General features: G+C 75.1%; 15 protein-coding genes. 8 read left to right on the forward strand and 7 right to left on the reverse strand.

All coding sequences use genetic code 11. The features are described from left to right. Positions 1–8: 8 nt before the first annotated feature. From ACR9E3_RS29995 to ACR9E3_RS30005, 3 genes are read right to left on the reverse strand one after another with little or no spacing between them, the layout of a single operon-like run. Positions 9–1,820, reverse strand: a complete 1,812-nt coding sequence (locus ACR9E3_RS29995) for a thiamine pyrophosphate-requiring protein (protein WP_460384565.1) — start codon at positions 1,818–1,820, stop codon at positions 9–11. Positions 1,821–1,840: 20 nt separating this feature from the next. Next, entirely contained in the window at positions 1,841–3,436 is a 1,596-nt protein-coding gene (locus ACR9E3_RS30000; protein WP_460384566.1) for an alpha/beta-hydrolase family protein, read from the reverse strand. Positions 3,437–3,445: 9 nt separating this feature from the next. After that, positions 3,446–4,492 carry a glutathione S-transferase family protein gene (locus ACR9E3_RS30005; RefSeq protein WP_460384568.1) on the reverse strand — a complete coding sequence of 349 codons (1,047 nt, stop codon included), beginning with the start codon at positions 4,490–4,492 and terminating at the stop codon, positions 3,446–3,448. Between the two features lie 238 nt (positions 4,493–4,730). Between ACR9E3_RS30005 and ACR9E3_RS30010 the strand changes: the two genes are divergently transcribed. The 5 genes from ACR9E3_RS30010 to ACR9E3_RS30030 are packed head-to-tail and all read left to right on the forward strand — an operon-like array spanning position 4,731 to position 8,186. Next, positions 4,731–5,306, forward strand: coding sequence for a dihydrofolate reductase family protein (locus tag ACR9E3_RS30010; RefSeq protein WP_460384569.1), 576 nt, complete (start codon positions 4,731–4,733; stop codon positions 5,304–5,306). A gap of 14 nt (positions 5,307–5,320) precedes the next feature. Then, positions 5,321–5,923 carry a dihydrofolate reductase family protein gene (locus ACR9E3_RS30015; protein ID WP_460384570.1) on the forward strand — a complete coding sequence of 201 codons (603 nt, stop codon included), beginning with the start codon at positions 5,321–5,323 and terminating at the stop codon, positions 5,921–5,923. After that, positions 5,923–6,537 carry a dihydrofolate reductase family protein gene (locus tag ACR9E3_RS30020; protein WP_460384571.1) on the forward strand — a complete coding sequence of 205 codons (615 nt, stop codon included), beginning with the start codon at positions 5,923–5,925 and terminating at the stop codon, positions 6,535–6,537. The genes ACR9E3_RS30015 and ACR9E3_RS30020 overlap by 1 nt, the downstream gene beginning before the upstream one ends. A gap of 43 nt (positions 6,538–6,580) precedes the next feature. Further along, on the forward strand, positions 6,581–6,961 hold the full coding sequence (locus ACR9E3_RS30025; RefSeq protein ID WP_460384572.1) for a YciI family protein: 381 nt from the start codon (positions 6,581–6,583) through the stop codon (positions 6,959–6,961). Between the two features lie 4 nt (positions 6,962–6,965). After that, complete coding sequence (locus ACR9E3_RS30030) at positions 6,966–8,186, forward strand: RNA polymerase sigma factor (protein ID WP_460384573.1); 1,221 nt, start codon at positions 6,966–6,968, stop codon at positions 8,184–8,186. Between the two features lie 13 nt (positions 8,187–8,199). Here ACR9E3_RS30030 and ACR9E3_RS30035 read toward each other — a convergent pair whose 3' ends face one another. Continuing rightward, positions 8,200–8,817: a methyltransferase family protein gene (locus ACR9E3_RS30035; RefSeq protein WP_460384575.1), complete on the reverse strand. Its 618-nt coding sequence runs from the start codon at positions 8,815–8,817 to the stop codon at positions 8,200–8,202. Between the two features lie 179 nt (positions 8,818–8,996). Between ACR9E3_RS30035 and ACR9E3_RS30040 the strand changes: the two genes are divergently transcribed. The 3 genes from ACR9E3_RS30040 to ACR9E3_RS30050 all read left to right on the forward strand — a co-directional run bounded on the left by ACR9E3_RS30040 (position 8,997) and on the right by ACR9E3_RS30050 (position 13,917). Beyond that, entirely contained in the window at positions 8,997–9,464 is a 468-nt protein-coding gene (locus ACR9E3_RS30040) for a nuclear transport factor 2 family protein (RefSeq protein ID WP_460384576.1), read from the forward strand. A 142-nt stretch (positions 9,465–9,606) separates the two neighbouring features. Beyond that, positions 9,607–12,390: a phosphoenolpyruvate carboxylase gene (gene ppc, locus ACR9E3_RS30045; protein WP_460384577.1), complete on the forward strand. Its 2,784-nt coding sequence runs from the start codon at positions 9,607–9,609 to the stop codon at positions 12,388–12,390. 285 nt (positions 12,391–12,675) lie between these two features. Beyond that, positions 12,676–13,917, forward strand: coding sequence for a hypothetical protein (locus ACR9E3_RS30050; protein WP_460384579.1), 1,242 nt, complete (start codon positions 12,676–12,678; stop codon positions 13,915–13,917). On the opposite strand, the gene ACR9E3_RS30055 is transcribed toward ACR9E3_RS30050, so the two are convergent. From ACR9E3_RS30055 to ACR9E3_RS30065, 3 genes are read right to left on the reverse strand one after another with little or no spacing between them, the layout of a single operon-like run. Continuing rightward, entirely contained in the window at positions 13,914–14,729 is an 816-nt protein-coding gene (locus ACR9E3_RS30055; protein WP_460384581.1) for a hypothetical protein, read from the reverse strand. The genes ACR9E3_RS30050 and ACR9E3_RS30055 overlap by 4 nt on opposite strands. Next, positions 14,722–17,685, reverse strand: coding sequence for a sensor histidine kinase (locus ACR9E3_RS30060; RefSeq protein ID WP_460384582.1), 2,964 nt, complete (start codon positions 17,683–17,685; stop codon positions 14,722–14,724). Before ACR9E3_RS30060 ends, ACR9E3_RS30055 begins: the two co-directional genes overlap by 8 nt. After that, complete coding sequence (locus ACR9E3_RS30065; protein WP_460384583.1) at positions 17,682–19,097, reverse strand: sensor histidine kinase; 1,416 nt, start codon at positions 19,095–19,097, stop codon at positions 17,682–17,684. The genes ACR9E3_RS30060 and ACR9E3_RS30065 overlap by 4 nt, the downstream gene beginning before the upstream one ends. Positions 19,098–19,103: the final 6 nt, after the last annotated feature.

Consider the following 19,103-nt stretch of genomic DNA (forward strand, 5'->3'; position numbering starts at 1 on the left):
GGGACAGATCACTCCTTCGGGGGCAGACCGAGCACGGAGCGGGCCTTGGCGCCGACGGTCTCCTTCACGCCGTTGGCGATGATCGCGAGCGCGTCGCTGTCGCCGGCGAGCTGGGAGCGGGCGGTGTTGAGGGCCTGCTGGACCGTCACGTGCGGCGGCACGAGCGGGATGTCCTTGTCGACCTTCGCGTCCACCACGAACGGCCTGTCGGCGGCGAGGGCGTGGTCCCACACGGCGCCGATCTGGTCCCGCTCGCGCAGCTCCAGGCCGTCGAGCCCGAGCAGCATCGCCCACTGCGCGTAGGGCACGTCGGGGATGGCCTGGGACTGCGGGTCCGGCGGCTCGCCGAGCATCCCGCGGGTCTCCCACGAGACGTAGGACAGGTCGTCGTTGGACAGCACGAGGACGACGAGGCGCGGGTCGGCCCACTGGCGCCAGTACCGCTGGACGGTGATCAGCTCGTTGACGCCGTTCATCTGCATCGCGCCGTCGCCGACGAGCGCCACGACGGGACGGTCGGGGTGCGCGTTCTTCGCCGCGATCGCGTAGGGCAGGCCGCCGCCCATCGACAGCAGCGTGCCCGACAGCGAGCCGTACTGGGCGCCGTGCAGCGTGACGTCGCGGGCGTACCAGGAGGTCGCCGTGCCGCAGTCGACGGCGAGCAGGGCGTCGTCGGGCAGGCGGTCGGAGAGCTCGCGCACCACCAGCTCCGGGTTCAGGGCGCTGGTGTGGGCGTGCGCGCGCTGGCGGGAGTAGTCGTCCCACGCACTCGTCCACCGCTCGACCTGGGCGCGCCACGACGAGTCGGTGCGCTCGCGGAGCCGCGGCAGCAACGCCGCGAGGGTCGCCTGCGCGTCGCCGGTGAGGTTGACCTCGGTGTCGTAGCGGATGCCGCACCGCGAGCCGTCGACGTCGATCTGCACCGCCCGCGCCTGGCCGGGCGCCGGGTAGTACTCGGTGTAGGGCATCGTCGAGCCGACGATCAGCAGCGTGTCGCACTCGCGCATGAGGTGCCACGACGCCGTGGTGCCCAGCAGGCCGATCGCGCCGGTGACCCAGGGCGAGCGCTCGTCGACGACGCCCTTGCCGAGCAGCGCGGTGGCCATGCCGGCGCCGAGGACGTTCGCGACCTCGGTGAGCTCGGTGGACGCCCCGAACGCACCGGCGCCGGCGAGGACGGCGACCTTCTCCCCCGCGTTCAGCACCTCCGCCGCGGCGTCGAGCGCGGACTCCGGCGGCGCCGCGATCGCGGAGGAGGGCACCGCCGACGTGTGGTAGTAGCCGTGGGCGTCGGGCGGGTCGACGACCGCGGGCTGCTCGAGCACGTCCGAGGGCAGGATGACCACCGCGACCGTGCGGTCGGCGAGCGCGCTGCGGCAGGCCCGGTCGACGACGTGCCGCACCTGGCTCGGGTCCTCGACCTCGGCCAGGTAGCCCGCGACGTCGGAGAACAGGGCGCCGAGGTCGATCTCCTGGTAGTAGCCGCCGCCCTGGGCGGTCTGCGCGGTGTGCCCGACGAGGGCGACGACGGGCTGGTGGTCGAGCTTCGCGTCGTAGAGGCCGTTGAGGGCGTGCACGGCCCCGGGTCCGCTGGTCACGGCGCAGCAGCCGATCGGCGACCCGCCGTACTTCACGTCGGCGCAGGCGGCGAACGCGGCGGTCTCCTCGTGCCGCACCTGGACGAACTCGGCGTCGTCCCGCTCGGGCAGGGCGGTGAAGACACCGCCGATGCCGTCGCCGGGATAGCCGTAGAACCGGTGGACACCCCACGCGGCGAGGCGGGCGAGCACGTGCGCGGCGACGGTCTTCGGAGCACTCACCCGGGAGGCTCCCCACGATCTCAGCCCGCGAACACCTGCCGCGCCCGATCCGTGTCGGCGTCCGTCCAGCCCGGTGGCGGCGCCACGGCGGCCCAGCCGTCGACCAGCAGGGCGTCGTAGCGGTGCCCGTGGTCGGGCGTCAGGGACTGCGCCCGCGCGAGGTCGACGGTCGTCTGCCAGAACGTGATCACCGGGTACCACCGCTGCCCGGCCGGGACGTCGGAGCCCGCCGGCTCGGAGAACCGGTCCGGGCGGTGCCAGAGCAGGTCCGGGGACCACCACACGACCGGGTCCGAGGGGTGCTGGAGGTAGAGGACGCGGGGCTCTTGCCACGGCGCCCACGGAGGCCCGCCCGCCAGGTCCGCGGGACGCCCCGCGAACCGCACCGCCCGGCCGCCGTCGACCACCGGGAGCACCTCCGGCGTCCCCGGATCGCGGCGGGCGACGAGCCCGGTCCAGGGCTCGCTGCCGTGGGGCGGACCGACCCAGAGGACGCCGTCGGCACGCGCCCGGGCGTCGTCGAGCGAGCCGAACGCCGCCTGCGACCCCAGCGAGCCGAGGCTCTGCCCGAACACGAGCAGGCGGGGCCGGCGGTCGGGCGGGCGCTGCGCGAGGCGCGCCCGCACGGCGTCCAGCAGCGCCGCGGTCGACGCCCGGGCCTCGGGCCCGTCGACGAGGAAGGACAGGTCGCTGGGCAGCGTCGAGTACTGCACGGCCGCGACGGCGGTGTCGCCCCCGCGGACCAGCTCGAGGGCGTCGGGGATCTGGGGGTCGACGGACCCGGACCCGGTCGGGGTCACGAGCGCGAGGACGGAGCGGTCGAGGGCGCCCGCTCGGTCGAGCTCGGCGACCGCGAGGGCGGCCCGTCGCGCCGGGTCGGGCGCGCTCTCCAGCCCCACGTAGACCCGGACCGGGTCCCGGGGCGCACGGCCCGACGCCGCGGCCAGCTGGTCGGCGGACCGGCCGCCGGCGACGAAGCGACGGCCGTCGCGCCCGAGCGTGTCCCACCCGACGAGCGAGGTCGGCGACCCGGACCGCGCCGCGCGCGCCGGCGGCCCGCCGATCGCCCCCGGCTCGTCGTTGCGGGCGCGGAACGCGGCCTCGGTGACGGTGAGGCCCACGGAGGTCGCGACCCCGGCCACGACGAGCGTCGCGAGCGCGACCGTCGCGACGACGGCCGGGCCGGGCAGGCGACGGCGGAGCAGACCGGTCGACCGGCGCAGGCCCCGCGCGACGGCGACCAGCAGGGCCACGACGGCCACCGTCACCGGCACCCCGAGCAGGAACGCGGCGGTCGACGGCGGCGTGGCGCCGATCAGCGCCGCGGCCTGCTGCTGACCACCCGCGGCGACGCCGACGGCGGCCACGAGCACGCCGACGGCCACCACGGGCAGCCACACGCCGGGCCGGCGGCGGGGCCGGACGCCCCCGCGCCGCAGCAGGACCGACACCGTCGCCCCGAGCCCGTACCCGAGGGCCGCGACGACCCCCGAGACGACACCCTGGGTGACACCGTCGCGCGGCAGGAGCCCGGGGCCGAGGGCGAGGACCGCGGCGGCGGTGGCGACGAGGAGCCCGGCGGGGTCGACGTGCCACCACCGACGGTCCCGGCTCACCCCTCGACGCTAGGCGCCCAGGGGCGGGAGCGGCCGCAACGGGCCGTCGAGGGGCTCGGGCGGAGTGCCGTCGCCGAACGGCGAGCCGCCGAGCTCGTCGCGGCGGTGCGGCTCCAGCCAGGCCGAGGGCTCCGGGCCCAGCGGGACGATCTGCGTCGGGTTGATGCTCGTGTGCACCTGGTAGTAGTGCCGCTTGATGTGGTCGAAGTCCACGGTGTCCCCGAAGCCGGGGGTCTGGTAGAGGTCGCGGGCGTAGGGCCAGAGGTTCTCGAACTCGGCGAGCTTCTGCCGGTTGCACTTGAAGTGGCCGTGGTAGACGGCGTCGAAGCGCGCGAGCGTCGTGAACAGCCGGATGTCGGCCTCGGTGATGTGGTCACCGACGAGGTAGCGACGGTCCGCGAGCCGCTCGTCGAGCTCGTCGAGCCGTGCGAACAGCGCGGTGAACGCGTTCTCGTAGGCCTTCTGCGTCGTGGCGAAGCCGGCCTTGTAGACGCCGTTGTTGACGTCGTGGAAGACGCCTTCGTTGACCGCGTCGATCTCCGGGCGCAGGTCCTGCGGGTACAGCGTCGGGGCGCCGGGGCGCTGGTACTTCGCCCACTCGGTGCCGAGGTCGATGGTGATCTGCGGGTAGTCGTTGGTGACGAGCCGCCCGCTCGACTCCTCGACGAGCGCCGGGACGCTGACCCCGTTCTCGGTGCCGTTCTCCGGGTCCCGGGCGAGATAGGCCTCCTCGAGGTACCGGTAGCCGAGCACCGGGTCGACGCCGTTCTCGTCGAGGGTGAAGCGCCAGGAGCGGTCGTCCTGCAGCGGGTCGACGATCGCGAGGCTGATCGCGTCCTCGAGTCCCATCAGCCGCCGGACGATGATCGAGCGGTGGGCCCACGGGCAGGCGAGCGACGCGACGAGACGGTAGCGGCCCGCCTCGGCGGGCCACTCGCCGTCCGCGGCGGGCTCGGCGACGATCCGGTCGGTGAACCGGGGACCGCGGCGGCGGAACGACCCGCCGGCGTCGGCGTATGGACTGTTGCCCACGGCGTGGTCGGTCGGGGTGCTCACGGGGACACGGGTGCCCCGCCGCGGGCCGGCGTCAACGTCCGTGATCGGTGGCGCAACAGCCACCACTCGGCAGGCGGATCCGGCGCGCGTCGCCGCGCGGGTGGACGATGCGGTCGGTCAACGACCCTGACCTTGCTCGTTCGTCCAGGAGCCGCGGTGCTCGACCAAGGGCGACGGGGCCGGTCGACGTCGGGGTGACCGGGCCGCCAGCGGCCCGCCGGACCCCGAGGAGCACGCCGTGACCCGCACCGTCAGCGCCAACATCACCCTCTCCCTCGACGGCTTCGCCGCCGGCCCGGGCGGCGACATGTCCTGGCTCGTCGAGACCGCCCTGCACGAGCAGTGCGCCGCCGGGTTCGCCGGCTACTACCGGGGCGTCGAGACCGTCCTGCTCGGCCGCACCAACTACGAGGGCTTCCACGGCTTCTGGCCCGCCGTCGCCGACGACCCGGCCGCCGACGCCCGCAGCCGCGACTTCTCGCGCTGGTTCGACGCCGTGGAGAAGGTCGTGTTCTCCCGCACGCTCGCCGAGGCGACGTGGACGAACGCGCGGGTGGCGAGCGACCTCGAAGCGACCGTGGAGGCCCTGCGCGAGACCGGGGGACGCACGATCTCGGTGTTCTCCAGCATCAGCGTCATGCAGGCCCTGCTGGCCGCGGACCTGCTGGACGAGCTGCGGATCACCCGCGTGCCCACGGTCCTCGGGGAGGGCGTGCCGTTCTGGACCGCGGCGGTCGCGAGGTCGGCCTGGGCGCTCGACTCGCTGCAGACCATCCCGACCGGCGCGGTCGTCTCGCTGCTGCGCCGGCGCTGAGAAAGGACCTGATCATGGGCAACATCGTGCTGTACATGTGGATGTCCCTGGACGGCTTCATCGCCGGTCCCGACGACGGGCCGGACCAGGGGCTCGGGGTCGGCGGCGAGCGGCTGCACGACTTCCTGACCTTCGAGGGCCCCGATCACCCGGAGGCCGCGCACACCCGCGACGAGGTCGGCGCCACCGTCATGGCCGAGGCGATGACCACCGGCGCCGTCCTGACCGGGCGGCGCACGTTCGACCACGCCGGCGGGTGGGGCGGCGATCACCACGACGGCGTCCCGATCGTCGTGCTGACCCGGTCCGTACCGGCCACCCCGGCGCCCGGGCACGCCCGCTACGTCACCGACGTCCGCGCGGCCGCCGCGCAGGCGAAGGAGGCCGCCGGCGACCGCGACGTCCTGCTGCACGGCGCCGCGGCGGCGCAGGCCTGCCTGCGCGCCGGGGTGCTCGACGAGATGGCGCTGCAGATCGTGCCGGTGCTGCTCGGCCAGGGCCGCCGCCTGTTCGACGAGACGCAGGACGACCTCGTGGAGCTGGAGCTGACGCGGTCGCTCGACGGGCCGGGGATGGTCCACCTGCGCTACCGCGTGCTCCCGGGTGGTGAGTCGTGATGGCGATCCGACTCGACATGACCGTCTCCCTGGACGGCTTCTGCGCCGGACCGGACGACGGACCGGACGACCCGATGGGCGTCGGCGGGTTCCGCCTGTTCAACTGGCTCGACCGCCGCCTCGACCCCGGACCGGCCGGCGAGGTCTTCGCCGAGGCCATGGCCACCCGGGCCGTGCTCTCGGGCCGGCGCACCTACGAGCTGGCCGGGCGCTGGGGCGGCGACCACCACGACGGCGTCCCGATCGTCGTCCTGACCCACGCGGTCCCCGACGAGCCGCCGCCGGGCACCGTCCTCTACGCCACCGACGTCCACGACGCCGCGGCCCGGGCACGCTCGGCGGCCGGGGACGGCGACGTGCTCGTCCACGGCGCGGGCGCCGCGCAGGCCCTGCTGCGGGCCGGCGAGCTCGACGAGATCGAGCTGCACGTCGTCCCCGTCCTGCTCGGCCGGGGCCGGCGGCTCTTCGACCACCTCTCGGCCGAGCACGTCGAGCTCGAGCTCGTGCGCCGTCTGACCACCCCGGACACCGAGGACCGCGCCCGGCGGGCGACCCATCTCCGCTACCGGATCCGCCGAGCTGTCGATTCCCGCGACCGCTCCGCGACGACATGATGAGGGCCCCGCCGCGGGGCCCCGGAACCCCGAGGAGACCACCATGGGCCAGTACCTGATCCTCATCTACACCGACGAGGCGCCGATGGCCGCGCTCGCCGAGGACGAGGCCGGCGCGCTGATGGAAGGGCACCAGCGCTTCGGGGCGAAGCACGGCGCCGTCGTGGCGGGCGGCGGGTGGCTCCACCCGACCGCGACGGCGACGACCCTGCGCCCGCCGGACGGGCGTGGGTGGGACGACCTCGCCCCGGGCGAGGACGCGCTGGTCACCGACGGCCCGTACGTCGAGACCAAGGAGGCGCTGGCGGGCTACTACCTCGTCGAGGCCCCCGACCTCGACACGGCGCTCGCCATCGCCCGCGACGTCCCGTCGCCGTTCGGCGGCATCGAGGTGCGCCCGCTGCGGCCGACGCGGCAGCAGTGAGGCCGTGACCGTCGACCCCGGGTCGGCCGTCGCCGACGCGCACCGTCGCGAGTGGGCCGGAGTGCTCGCCGCGACGGTGCGCGTCACGCGCGACATCGACCTCGCCGAGGAGTGCGTCCAGGAGGCGTACGCCCAGGCCCTCGTCGCCTGGCGCGACGGGGTCCCGGCCCGGCCGGGTGCCTGGCTGACGACGGCCGCCCGGCGCCGCGCCCTGGACCACCACCGCCACGCCGCGGTGGCGCAGCGGGCGCTGCCGCTGCTGGTGGTCGACGAGGTCGCCCCGGAACCGGCGGGACCGCCGCCGGACGACCTGCTCGCGCTGCTGTTCACCTGCTGCCACCCCGCCCTGACCGCCGAGGCCCGGGTCGCGCTGACCCTGCGCCTGCTCGGCGGGCTGTCCACCCCGGAGATCGCGCGGGCGTTCCTCGTCAGCGAACCGACGATGGCCGCCCGCCTCACGCGGGCGAAGAAGAAGATCGCTACGGCGGGCGTGCCGTTCCGGGTGCCGGCCCCCGAGGAGCTGCCCCGGCGCCTCGGCGGCGTCCTCGCCGTCGTGCACCTCGTGCTCACCACCGGGCACACCGCGCCCACCGGGGCCACGCTCGTGCGCGACGACCTGCTCGACCGGGCCCACGACCTCGCCCGCCTGCTGCGCTCCCGGTTCCCCGACGACCCGGACGTCGCCGGGCTGCTCGCGCTGGTCCTGCTCACCGACGCGCGGCGGGCGACCCGGACCGACGCGGACGGGGCGCTGGTCCTGCTCGCCGACCAGGACCGGTCGCGCTGGGACGCCGCGATGATCGCCGAGGGCCGGTCGCTGGTGCTCGGGGCGCTGACGTCCAGGCCGGTCGGCCGGTACGCGGTGCTCGCGGCGATCGCGGCCGTCCACACCGACGCCCCCACGTTCGACGACACCGACTGGCCCGAGATCGTCGGGCTCTACGACGTCGTCCTCGCCCGCTGGCCCTCCCCCGTCGTCGCGCTCAACCGCGCCGTCGCGGTCGGGTTCGCCGACGGCCCCGACGCGGGGCTCGCGGCCCTCGACGCCCTCGCCGGCGAGCCGCGGCTCGCCGGCTACGGCTACCTCGCGGCCGCGCGCGGCGAGCTGCTGCGCCGTGCGGGCCGCCCCGAGGAGGCCCGCACGGCGCTCGAGGAGGCCGCCCTGCTCACGGCCAACGACGTCGAGCACGAGCTGCTGGCCGGCCGCCTCGAGACGCTGCGCTGAGATCGCCGCCGCGTCAGGAGCCGCTCCGCACCGGGCGGCGCGGCGGGCGCTGTGGGCGCTGTGGGCGCAGCCTCGGCAGCAGCCGGCCCGTCGTCGCGGCGTACTCGTCGTAGGCGGCGCCGAGCCCGGTACGCAGGGCGCGCTCCTCCACCGCGATCCGGTAGCCGACGCCGAGGCCGACCACCGCGGTCGTCACGAGCGCCGCCGCGACGCTGCCCGCGGTGATCCCGAACCCGAGGACCGCGACGAGCGCGCCCAGGTAGGACGGGTGCCGCAGGTACCGGTAGGGGCCGCGGCGGACGACCTCGTGGTCGGCTTGGACCGTGACCACCCCGCGGAAGAACCGCCCGAGCACGAGGATCGACCAGAACCGGAAGGCGATCCCCGCGACCGCGATCGCGAGCCCGAGCCACAGCGCCACCGGGTCGGGCAGGACCAGGAGCCCGCGGAAGGGCGCCGACGCGAAGCCCGACAGCACGCCGGCCACGGCGATGACGACCAGGCTCGGCCACTCCCAGCGGCCGCCGCCCCGGCCGCGGCGCCACTGGCGCACCTGCAGCGCGACCTCGCCGACCAGCCACACCACCGCCAGGGCGAGGACCAGCTCGCCCCCGCCCACACCCGCGTCCATCGCGTCCTCCCTCGCTCGCGGGCCCCGACGGCCCGGATGCGTCCACGGTCGTCGCGCGCGGCCACGGCGTCGTCGACCCCGGAGTGGAGGTGGGGTGGAGGGCGGGGTGGAGGACCAGGTGGAGGGCCAGGTGGAGCGAGCGGTCGCGGCCGGTCGGCCCCGGGTGCGAGCATCGGAGGATGACCAAGGCCGTCCAGGACCTCATGGTCGCGGTCGAGCGCACCCGCGACGGGTTCGCGACAGGGGTCCGCGACGGCGACCTGGACGCGGCCCTCGCGGTGGTGGCCGAGGAGATCGTGCTGGAGAACACGCCGGCCGGCACCGGCGCGCGGGGCGCGGCCGCGCTGCGCCGGTACCTGGCCGAGGAGGTCCTGCCCCACCGTCCCGGCGACCTCACCACGCGGCGGGTGTCGCGCACCGGCGACCGCTTCCGGGTGGTCGACGAGGAGATGGTGACGTTCACCCACGACCGGGAGCTGCCCTGGCTGCTGCCCGGCGTCGCCCCCACCGGCCGGCGGGCCGAGGTGCTGGCGATCTCCGTGGTGGCCGTGCGCCGGGAACGGATCACCGAGGTCCGGACGCTGTGGGACCACCACGGGCTGCTCACCCAGCTGGGCCTGCTGCCGGCGGCCGCGCGGAGCGCCTGAGGCGTCACGTCCGGGGTGTCGCGCGGCCCGATCGGGGGCACAATCCGACGGCGTCCCCACCGTCGCGGACCCACCTGAGGAGGACGGTCTCGCTGGTCGAGCACCCCTCCGCTCCGTCTCCGTCGACCAGGAGGGCGCCCCCATGAGCGAGAACAGCAGGCCCGCGCGTGCCGACCGCGTCTCCACCGAGGGCAGTGTCGCGTCGGAGTCCGAGCACTCGGCCCTGCGGGCCGACATCCGCCGGCTCTCGACGCTGCTCGGGCGCACCGTCGCCGCCCAGCACGGCGACGACATGCTCGAGCTCGTCGAGAAGGTCCGCCGCCTGGTCCGCGAGATGCCGGAACGGGGTGACACCGAGATCCGCGACATGCTCGCCGAGCTCGACCCGGGCACCGCCGCGGTCCTCGGGCGGGCCTTCGCGACGTACTTCCACCTCGCGAACCTCGCCGAGCAGCTGCACCGCTCGGAGGAGCGCGCGGAGGTCCACGCCTCCGGCGAGGGCCCGTTGCACACGCTCGTCGACCGGCTCGTGAGCGACGCCGACCCCGACGAGCTCTCCACCGCCCTGTCGCGGCTCGAGCTCAAGCCGGTGTTCACGGCGCACCCGACCGAGGCGCAGCGCCAGTCGGTGCTGGGCAAGCTGCGGGCGATCGCCGGCGTGCTCGCCGACGACCTGCCCGAGCAGCTCGCCGAGACCCGCCTGCACCGCCTCGTCGACCTCATCTGGCAGACCGACGAGATCCGCCCCGAGCGCCCCACCGTGCTCGACGAGGCCCGCTCGGTGTCCTACTACCTCGAGCAGCTGGGACGCCGGGCCCTGCCCGAGGTCCTCACCGAGCTCGACGAGGAGCTGGACCGCGCGGGGCTGCGGCTGCCGGACGGCTCGCGCCCGCTGGTGCTGGGCTGCTGGGTCGGCGGCGACCGCGACGGCAACCCCAACGTCACCGCCGAGCTGACCCTCGAGACCATGCGGATCTACGGCGAGCGCGGCGTGCGCATCCAGATCGAACTGCTCGAGGACCTCGTCCAGGAGCTCTCGGTGTCCACCCGGCTGGTCGGCGTCTCGGAGGACCTGCGCCGCAGCCTCGCCCGCGACCGCCGGGCGCTGCCGGAGATCCACGACCGGTTCGTCCGCCTCAACGCCGAGGAGCCCTACCGGCTCAAGTGCTCCTACGTCCACGCCCGCCTGGAGAACACCCGCCGGCGCTACACGGAGGGCACCGCCCACCAGCCCGGCCGTGACTACCTCGGCGCCGGGGAGTACCTGCGCGACCTCGAGGTCATGGACGCCTCGCTGCGCGCCCACCAGGGCGAGCGGATCGCCGACGGCGGGCTGCGCGACGTCATGCGCTCGGCCAACGCCGTCGGGCTGCACCTGGCGAGCGTCGACGTCCGCGAGCACACGAACTTCCACCACACCGCGCTCACCGCCCTGTTCGACCGGCTCGGCGAGCTCGAGACCCCGTACGGCGAGCTCGACCACGCCGGGCGCACCGAGGTGCTCTCGCGCGAGCTCGCGGGCCGGCGCGCGCTGACCCCGCGCCGCAACTGGCAGCAGATCGGCGACGACTCGTTCAAGGAGACGCTCGAGGTCTTCGACTGCATCCGCACCGTGCAGGAGACCTACGGCGAGGAGGCCCTGCACACCTACGTCATCTCCATGGCCCAGAACGTCGACGACATCCTCGCCGTCGCCGTCCTGGCGCGGGAGGCGGGACTGGTCGAGCTGACCGCCGACGGCGCGCTGGCGTCGATCGACATCGTGCCGCTGTTCGAGACCGCGACCGAGCTCAAGATCTCCGGCGACCTGCTCGACGGGATGCTCTCCGACCCGTCGTACCGGGCGCTCGTGGCCGCCCGCGGCGACGTCCAGGAGATGATGCTGGGCTACTCGGACTCCAACAAGGGCGCCGGGCTCACCACGTCGCAGTGGTCGATCCACCAGGCCCAGCGCCAGCTGCGCGACGTCGCGACCAAGCACGGCGTGCGGCTGCGGCTCTTCCACGGCCGCGGCGGGTCGGTCGGGCGCGGCGGCGGCCCCGCCGGCGAGGCGATCGCCGCCCAGCCGCACGGGGTCGTCGACGCCTGCATGAAGGTCACCGAGCAGGGCGAGGTCATCTCCGACAAGTACTCGCTGCCGATGCTCGCCAAGGACAACCTCGAGATCATGCTCGCGGCGGTGCTCGACGCGACGCTGCTGCACCAGACCTCCCGGGTGGAGGAGGCGACGCTCAAGCGCTGGGACGAGGCGATGGACGTCATCTCCGACGCCGCCCAGGAGGCCTACACGAAGCTCGTCTCCCACGAGGGCCTGCCGAACTTCTTCACCCAGGCCACGCCGGTCGACGAGCTCTCGATGCTCAACGTCGGGTCGCGGCCGGGCAAGCGTCCCGGCGCCGGCGGGCAGGCGTCGCTGGACGACCTGCGCGCGATCCCGTGGGTGTTCGGCTGGACCCAGACGCGGATGATCGTTCCCGGGTGGTTCGGGCTCGGCACCGGGCTGAAGGCGGCCCACGACGCCGGCTACTCCGACGTCATCGACGAGATGCGTGACTGGGCGTTCTTCGCGAACCTCATCTCCAACGTCGAGATGACGCTAGCCAAGACCGACATGCGCATCGCGGCCTTCTACGTCTCCGAGCTCGTCGACCCGGAGCTGCAGGAGGTCTTCGAGATCATCAAGGCCGAGCACCGGGTCACCGAGCGCGAGGTCCTCAAGCTCTCCCCGGGCGAGCAGCTCCTCGGCGGCAACCCCCTGCTGCGCCGGACGCTCGACATCCGCGAGGGCTACCTCGAGCCGCTGCACCACCTGCAGGTCCACGCCCTGCAGGAGCGCCGCAAGGTCGCCGACCCCGACCCGGATCTCCAGCGGGCGCTGCTGCTGACCGTCAACGGCATCTCGGCGGGGATGCGGAACACGGGATAAGGCGCGTCACAGAATGGCGGCACCATTCCCGGCAACAGTCACTAACAGAAGTTGGTCGATGACGCGGAGCAATCTCTCGGGCTGTCCAATGTGCTCGTTGATCGGCCCCGGTGATCGTGCGAAAGTGATGACGTGGGTCCTCAGGGGGGAGCCGGCCGGCGGAGGCGTTCGTCACTCGGGTCACGGGCGCCAGCATTCTCGAGCCCGAGAAAGGTTCCACGCCCGATCGTGGAGCCGCTCGGAGACGGGAAGGATGATTTTGTCGCGGCTCGCACCAGAGCTTGTGTGATCATCGCGAGCGGTCTCGCTCTGGTGGTCATCTCCCTCATGATGATGCTGAGTGCCGAGAACCTCCACGACAGTGGCGCTCCCGGCCACCCAGACTTTCCAGCAACGCGGGGCAAGGTCGCGAGCTACTATCCGGACAACAGTCATTCGAGACGGACAGACATCGAGTTCTCCCGGGGAGCCGACGGTGGCTTCTCGCTGAACCTCGAGTCCACCGACGCCGATGCAACGAACGCTCTGACCGCAGCGCAGGTCGCACCCAGCGGCACGCTGCAGCCCGACGGCGACATCGTCGCAGAGTTCGAGCTCACCGCCGACGCCAAGTACGTCGAGCTCCCAGCGGTCACTCCGAGCCAGTCCTACATGGTGTCGTTCATCCCAGCACCGGAGGAACAGTACGATTCGCCCCCCGACTACCGGAACCTCAGCCAGTACGTCGCCGTGACCCGAGACCCGATCTATCGCTCACTCCCGGTCCATTTCGTGCTATCGGGACCGATCGGTGGTCGCCTCGAGACCGCTCAGAACGAACGACGGGCAACGACGACACCCGAGATCGAGGTGCCCAAACTGTGCGAGGACGCCGCGCTCTCCTACAACTACACACCCAGGGACGGTAAGAGTGCGGTCTGCGTTCCTGCGCTCGACAGCTCGACCACCACGACCTTGCGGCACACCGATGAAGCGGTCGACGTGAACTACACGAACGTCGAGTTGCCGGACGACGCACGATTGTCATGGCCCCTGGACACGCATCGGGTGGGCGGGATCGGTCAGCAGTATCGAGCGCTGTACACCGAGCTGAACGAAGCGGCAGTGGGCTCGGACAACCTCTTCTGGTCGGCGGCACTCATCGGTCTCGCCGCCGCGATCTGCCCGATCGGGGCGACGGTGATCGTGTCCGGTTGTCGAAAGCTTCTCAAGGCCCGAGGTCCGCTGCCGCTCAGCCGTGTCGCGGCAGAACCGCCTGGCGACCGACGGCTCGGGGTCGCAGGACACGCACGCCGGCCAGACCTCGTCGGCGCCTCGCCCACCACTCACAGAGCTGTGGGTCGGAGTCGAGTCTGGGAGCGCTCCCGCACTCCGGTGGTCTGGGTCAGCTGGATGGAGGACGAACCGGTCGAGCGGCACTTGTTCCCTTGGGTGCCAGTGCAACGAGGGAATGGACTGCGGTCGGACCGCTCCTCGGAGATGGGGCCGACATTTCGTGCGGCTCGGGATCACGCTGTGCCGGGTTAGGGCCGCAGACACTGCTCCGGGACGTAGGGCGGGACCTGCCGCGCCGCCGAGATCAGCCGCTCGAGCCCGGTCGTGGGGCTGAAGAACGGGCTGCCCCGGGGCGCGTCGGCGGAGCACACGTACCGGGCCTCGACGTCGCCGGTCGGGATGCGCCGGAGCCCGCCGCTGCGGTCGAGGTCGTCGTAGAGCAGCGTCACCGACGTGTCGTCCACGGACACGACGTATCCGTACAGCATCCCTCCGACGGCGCGGATCTTGACGGCCTCGTACGGGAACCCGGGCTGGGCCGACAGGAACCCGATGACGAGGAAGGCGGCCAGCCAGCCCCAGCCGTAGACGAAGCGCGGCCACCGCGCCGACGCCGCCGCGGAGCGGTCCGCGACGAGCCCGGACGCGTAGACGATGACGCCGAACAGGATCGCGACGGAGATCGCGCTCGGCACGTCGTCGTAGACCAGGAGCCAGCTGATCGCGGCGGCGACGACGACGCCCAGCAGTGCCGCCGTCGCCACCGAGCGGCGGCCGCGCGGCGAGGGCTCGGGAGCCTCGCGCGCCGCTCGCACGCGGGGGGAGACGAGCGACCGGTACCACCAGAACAGGAAGATGATCGGCGCCGTCGCGGTCAGGGTGCTCACGGCCACCGTGATCCAGACCGCCCCGAGGTCCGCGCTCGCGACGATGGCCTGGAAGGTGTTGATGTCGCCCCGCGACTCGACGACGTAGAGCCGGAACACGGCGACGACGAACGGGGCGGCCGCCAGCGCGATCGACCAGACGGCTTCCGGCGGGAGCCGCGGGCCCGGATCACGCACGGGGGGCCGGCCCCGTCTCCGCGAGGATCGCCTCGCAGGCGCCGGCGAGGACGAGCGACGCGTCGCGGACCGCGCGGGAGGCGGTGGGGTGCGCGGCGCGGGAACGCCAGGTCGCCAGCTGCTCGTGCGCGGCGCGGCGGACGTCGTCGGGGGCGGCGTCGACCGCGAGCCCGAGCCGGGTCGCGACCGGGTCCGCGGCGCGGACGAGCCGCTCCCCGGCCTCCTGCTCGCCGGCCGGGAGCACGACGTCGCGGCGGCGGAGCGCGTCGGCGAGGTCGGCCTCGGCGACCTCCCGCGCCCCGGCCAGCCGGGTGCGCTCGACGACGTAGCGCAGGTGGTGCGACCAGTCCCGCCCCCCGGCGCCGTCGCGGGCCAGCGCGTCGAGGGCGTCGAGGGCCCGCCCGGCGCGCCGCGCACCGGGGCCGGTCGCCGGGTCGTCGAGCGCGGCGGCGATCTCGCCGACCCGTCCGGCGACCGGGGGCGGCGGGACGAGGCCCGCGAGGAGCTCCTGGACGGCGGCGACGAACCCCGAGGCCTCGGGCCCCGGCACCTCGGGTGCCGCGAGGGCGTCCTTCGCTGCCTCCGGCGCAGCGAGGGCGTCCTCCGCTCCGTCGCCCGGTGCGTCCTCGGGCGGTACGAGGGCGTCCTTCGCTGCCTCCGGCGCAGCGAGGGCGCCCCTCGCTCCCCCACCCGGCGACGCACCGGGCGCCGGCACCGGACCGGTCGGCGGGTCGTCGGCGGCGTCTCCCGTGTCGGGCAGCGGGATCGACCCCGCGACGGTCGTCCCCCGCCCCGGCGCCGAGTCGAGGCGCACGCCGCCGCCGACCGCGGCGACGCGGGTCGCCACGTTGCGCACGCCCCGCTCCCCGCCCGCCGCGGCGGGACGCGGGGTGAAGCCCGGGCCCTCGTCGCGGACCGAGAAGCGCAGCGTCCCGCCGGACTCCGCGAGCGTGACCGTGATCGGTGCGCCCGCCGCGTGCTTGCGGGCGTTGTTCACCGCCTCGAGGCAGCAGAAGTACACCGCCGACTCCACGTCGGCGTCGTAGCGGCGCCCGCCCGCCACACCGGCGACGTCCAGGGTCACCCCCGTCTCGCCGCCGGTCAGCTCGCGGCGCAGGGTCTCGACGAGGCCGTGCTCGGCGAGCCCCGCGGACGAGACGCCGGCGGCGGTCTCGGCGAGCACCGCCTCGGCGGTGTCGACCTGCTCGAGGATCGCCGCGAGCCGCTCGGCGGCGGCGTCGAGCGTCCCCGCACCGATCTGGTGCTCGGCGAGCCCGAGCAAGAGGCGCAGGGAGACGAGGTGGTGCTGGGCGCCGTCGTGCAGGTTGCGCTCGATGGCGCGGCGCTCGCCGTCCATCTCCGCCACCGCGGCCCGGCGGGACTCCGCGATCCGCTCCCCGTGCGCGACGGCGGCGCGCAGCTGGCGCTCCAGCTCGATCTCCTGGCGGTGGGCCTGGAGCACGGCGCCGAGGCTGTCGGCGACGTCGGCGAGCAGGCGGGGCCGGTCGCTGCCGCCGGCCACGGCCTCGGCGTCGACGGCGAGCACCCCGACCTCCTCGCCGTGCTGGCGCACCGGGAAAGCGACCAGCTCGGCGTCACCGGCGTCCGGGGCGTCACTCCGTCGCCACCGGTGCTCCCGCGACCGCAACCCGGGCCGGTGCACCGTCAGCGCCACGGTGCGGGCGCCCAGGTGGCGCCCGATCGCCTCCGGCAGGCGCTCCAGGTCGGTGCCGGCGGACGCGGTGCGGGAGAGCTCGGCGACCTCGAGCAGCACGCGGTACGGCGTCGGGCGCCGGCCGTACAGGAGGCGCTCGACGAGACGGTCGGCCCGGGCGGAGACCGCGAGGAACACCGCCGCGCCCACGACCCCGCCGAGCACCCAGCCGACCGCACCGCCGCCGGCGAGCGCGGCCACCAGGGCAACGGCCCCGCCGACCGCGACGACCTCCACCACGACCGTCAGGGCCCGGTGCAGCCGGTCGGCCGAGGCGCGCAGCCGCGGACGGTAGGCCGCCAGCACCGCCAGGGCGATGGCGGCCGCCGAGATGCGCGCGAACCAGAACAGCAGCGCCGTCGGCTCCCCGCCCGACCCGTGGCGCGCGGTGGGGTCGTCGAGCGTGAGGCCCGGGCGGCCCAGCGCCGCCATGACGAGCGTCAGCAGCGCGAGCACCGTCGCCGTGGCCAGCACGCCGGTGAGCACGGTGGCGAGCAGACGGGCCTGGTCGCGGCGCTCGCGGGTCGCGCCGGCCCGCAGGTGGCGCGCGACGCCGACGGCACCGACGAGCGGGACCCCGAAGCCGAAGAACACCACGCAGCTCACCGTGTGCGGCAGCAGCGCGGTGCCCATGCCCGCGACGAACAGCGCCAGCCCGGCGAGGGCCACGAGCAGCCGCTGCCCGCCGCGCGCCGCCGCCACCCCGGCCGGGAACAGCAGCAGGGCCCCGACGTAGGCCGCGCTGGCCACGCCGTGCAGCAGCACCTGGTGCGCCTCGCCGATCCCCAGGCCCGTGGCGACGCGCACGACGGTCGTGGCCGCGTGGGCCTGGAGGTTGAACGCGCCCGCGGAGCCGATCATCGCGAGGATCAGCAGCCGCACGGTCCAGGTGCGCCCGCCGCTGCGCCAGAGCACGACGGCGACGACGAGGTTCGCGAGGCTCGCGAGGTAGTCGAGGACCGCCTGCGCCCCGGGCTCCCCCATCGCGAAGCCCTCCACGACGCCCCGGGCCCAGGGGTTGCCGCCCGCCGCGGCCGCCCCGACCGCCGCGCCCAGGGCGGGCACGTGCGCCGCGAGCGCCACCACCGCGCCCAGCGCCAGCCACACCACCGCGAGGACGGTGACGGCGACGAGCGCGACCCACCACGCCGCGACCCACCCGCCACGGGGCGGTGCGGCGGTGGGCGGCACGGCGTCGGCCTCCGCGGCGGACGTCGCCGGCGGCGCCAGCGTCCCGGTCACGGCGGACCCCCGAACGCCCGGGGCGAGCTCGGCTCCCCGGTCGGCGTGCTCCCCGTGGTGTCCCCCGCATCGAGCGCCACCGGCCGCAACCGGTCGGGCAGCCAGGCCTGCAGCTCCACCGCGCCGCCGGGACGGGCGACGAGGTCGACCGATCCGCCGAGCGCGGCGAGCCGGTCGGCGTCGTCCGCGAGCGCCGCGCGCAGTTCCTGCGGGTCGCCGTCCGGCTCGGGGTCCTCGACCCGGACGCCGACGGTGTCGCCGCGGCGTTCGAGGGCGACCTCCAGCGGGGACCGGCCGCCGTGCGCCGCGAGCAGCGCCAGGGCGGACGCCGCGGCGTAGTAGAGCCCCGACTCGATCTCCCAGGGGAGCCGGTCGCCGAGCCGCCCGGTGAGCCGGACCGTGCGGGGCAGATCCGCGACGACCTCCTCCAGCGCCGCGCGCGGGCCCTGCTCGCGCAGCACCGCGGGGTGCACCCCGCGCGCGATGACCCGGAAGCGGTCGATGAGCCCGGTGAGGCGCTCCCGGGCCTGATCGACGTGGTGGCGGGCCATCTCCGCGGCGTCCTCGGGGTCGTCCGACGCGTCCTCCAGGGCCTCGGCCGCGTCGGCGATCGATTGCCGGAACCCCGCCAGCCGGTCGGTGGTCGCGCCCTCGAGCTCGGTGACCAGACGCCGGCGCTCCACCTCCCGCGCGACCTCCAGCCGCCGTCGCGACGCCGCGGTCTCCGCCGCCAGCTCGTCGACGCGACGCACCCGCGCCGCGAGCTCGGCACCCCGCGCGACGCCCTGGAGCACCAGCTGCGCGCCGCCCGCGACGTCGCGCACGAGGCGACGGTCGCCGGGGGTCACCGGCCGCCCGGACTTCGCGATCGTCAGCACCGCGCGCAGGCGCTCGCCGTCGAGCACGGGCACGGCGTGGTCGATGCCCGGCCGCGTCAGGAGCACGCCGAGGGACCGCACACGCTCACCGGCGTCCTCCTCCGGCGGGTACACCGCCTCGGCGACGAGGACGTCGTCCACCACCAGCCACACCACGGCCCGCTCGGCCGTGGTGCCCTCGCCGAGCACCCGCGCCAGGCCCGGCAGGGCGTCGGCCAGTGACCCCTCGCGGACGCGGGCCGCGGTGTCGGCGAGCACCGCGTACGGGGTCGGCGCCGGGCGCCGGGTGAGCCGCCCGGCGGCCCGGTCGACCCACGGTCCCGCCGCCCGCGCCCCCGCGACCGCGACGGCGGCGGCCACGAACGGGCCCACGACGGCCGCGAGCGCCGGTCCGGTCAGCAGCGCCCACTCGAGCGTCACGGCCACGAGCACCACCGCGACGCCGGCGCCGAGCAGCGCCGCGCGCACCGGCAGGGGCCGGCGGGCGCCCGCGAGCGCCTGCCCGGCCGTCCCGGCGACGCCGCGATCCGACACCGGTCC

It is taken from the genome of Actinomycetospora sp. C-140, from assembly GCF_054796175.1.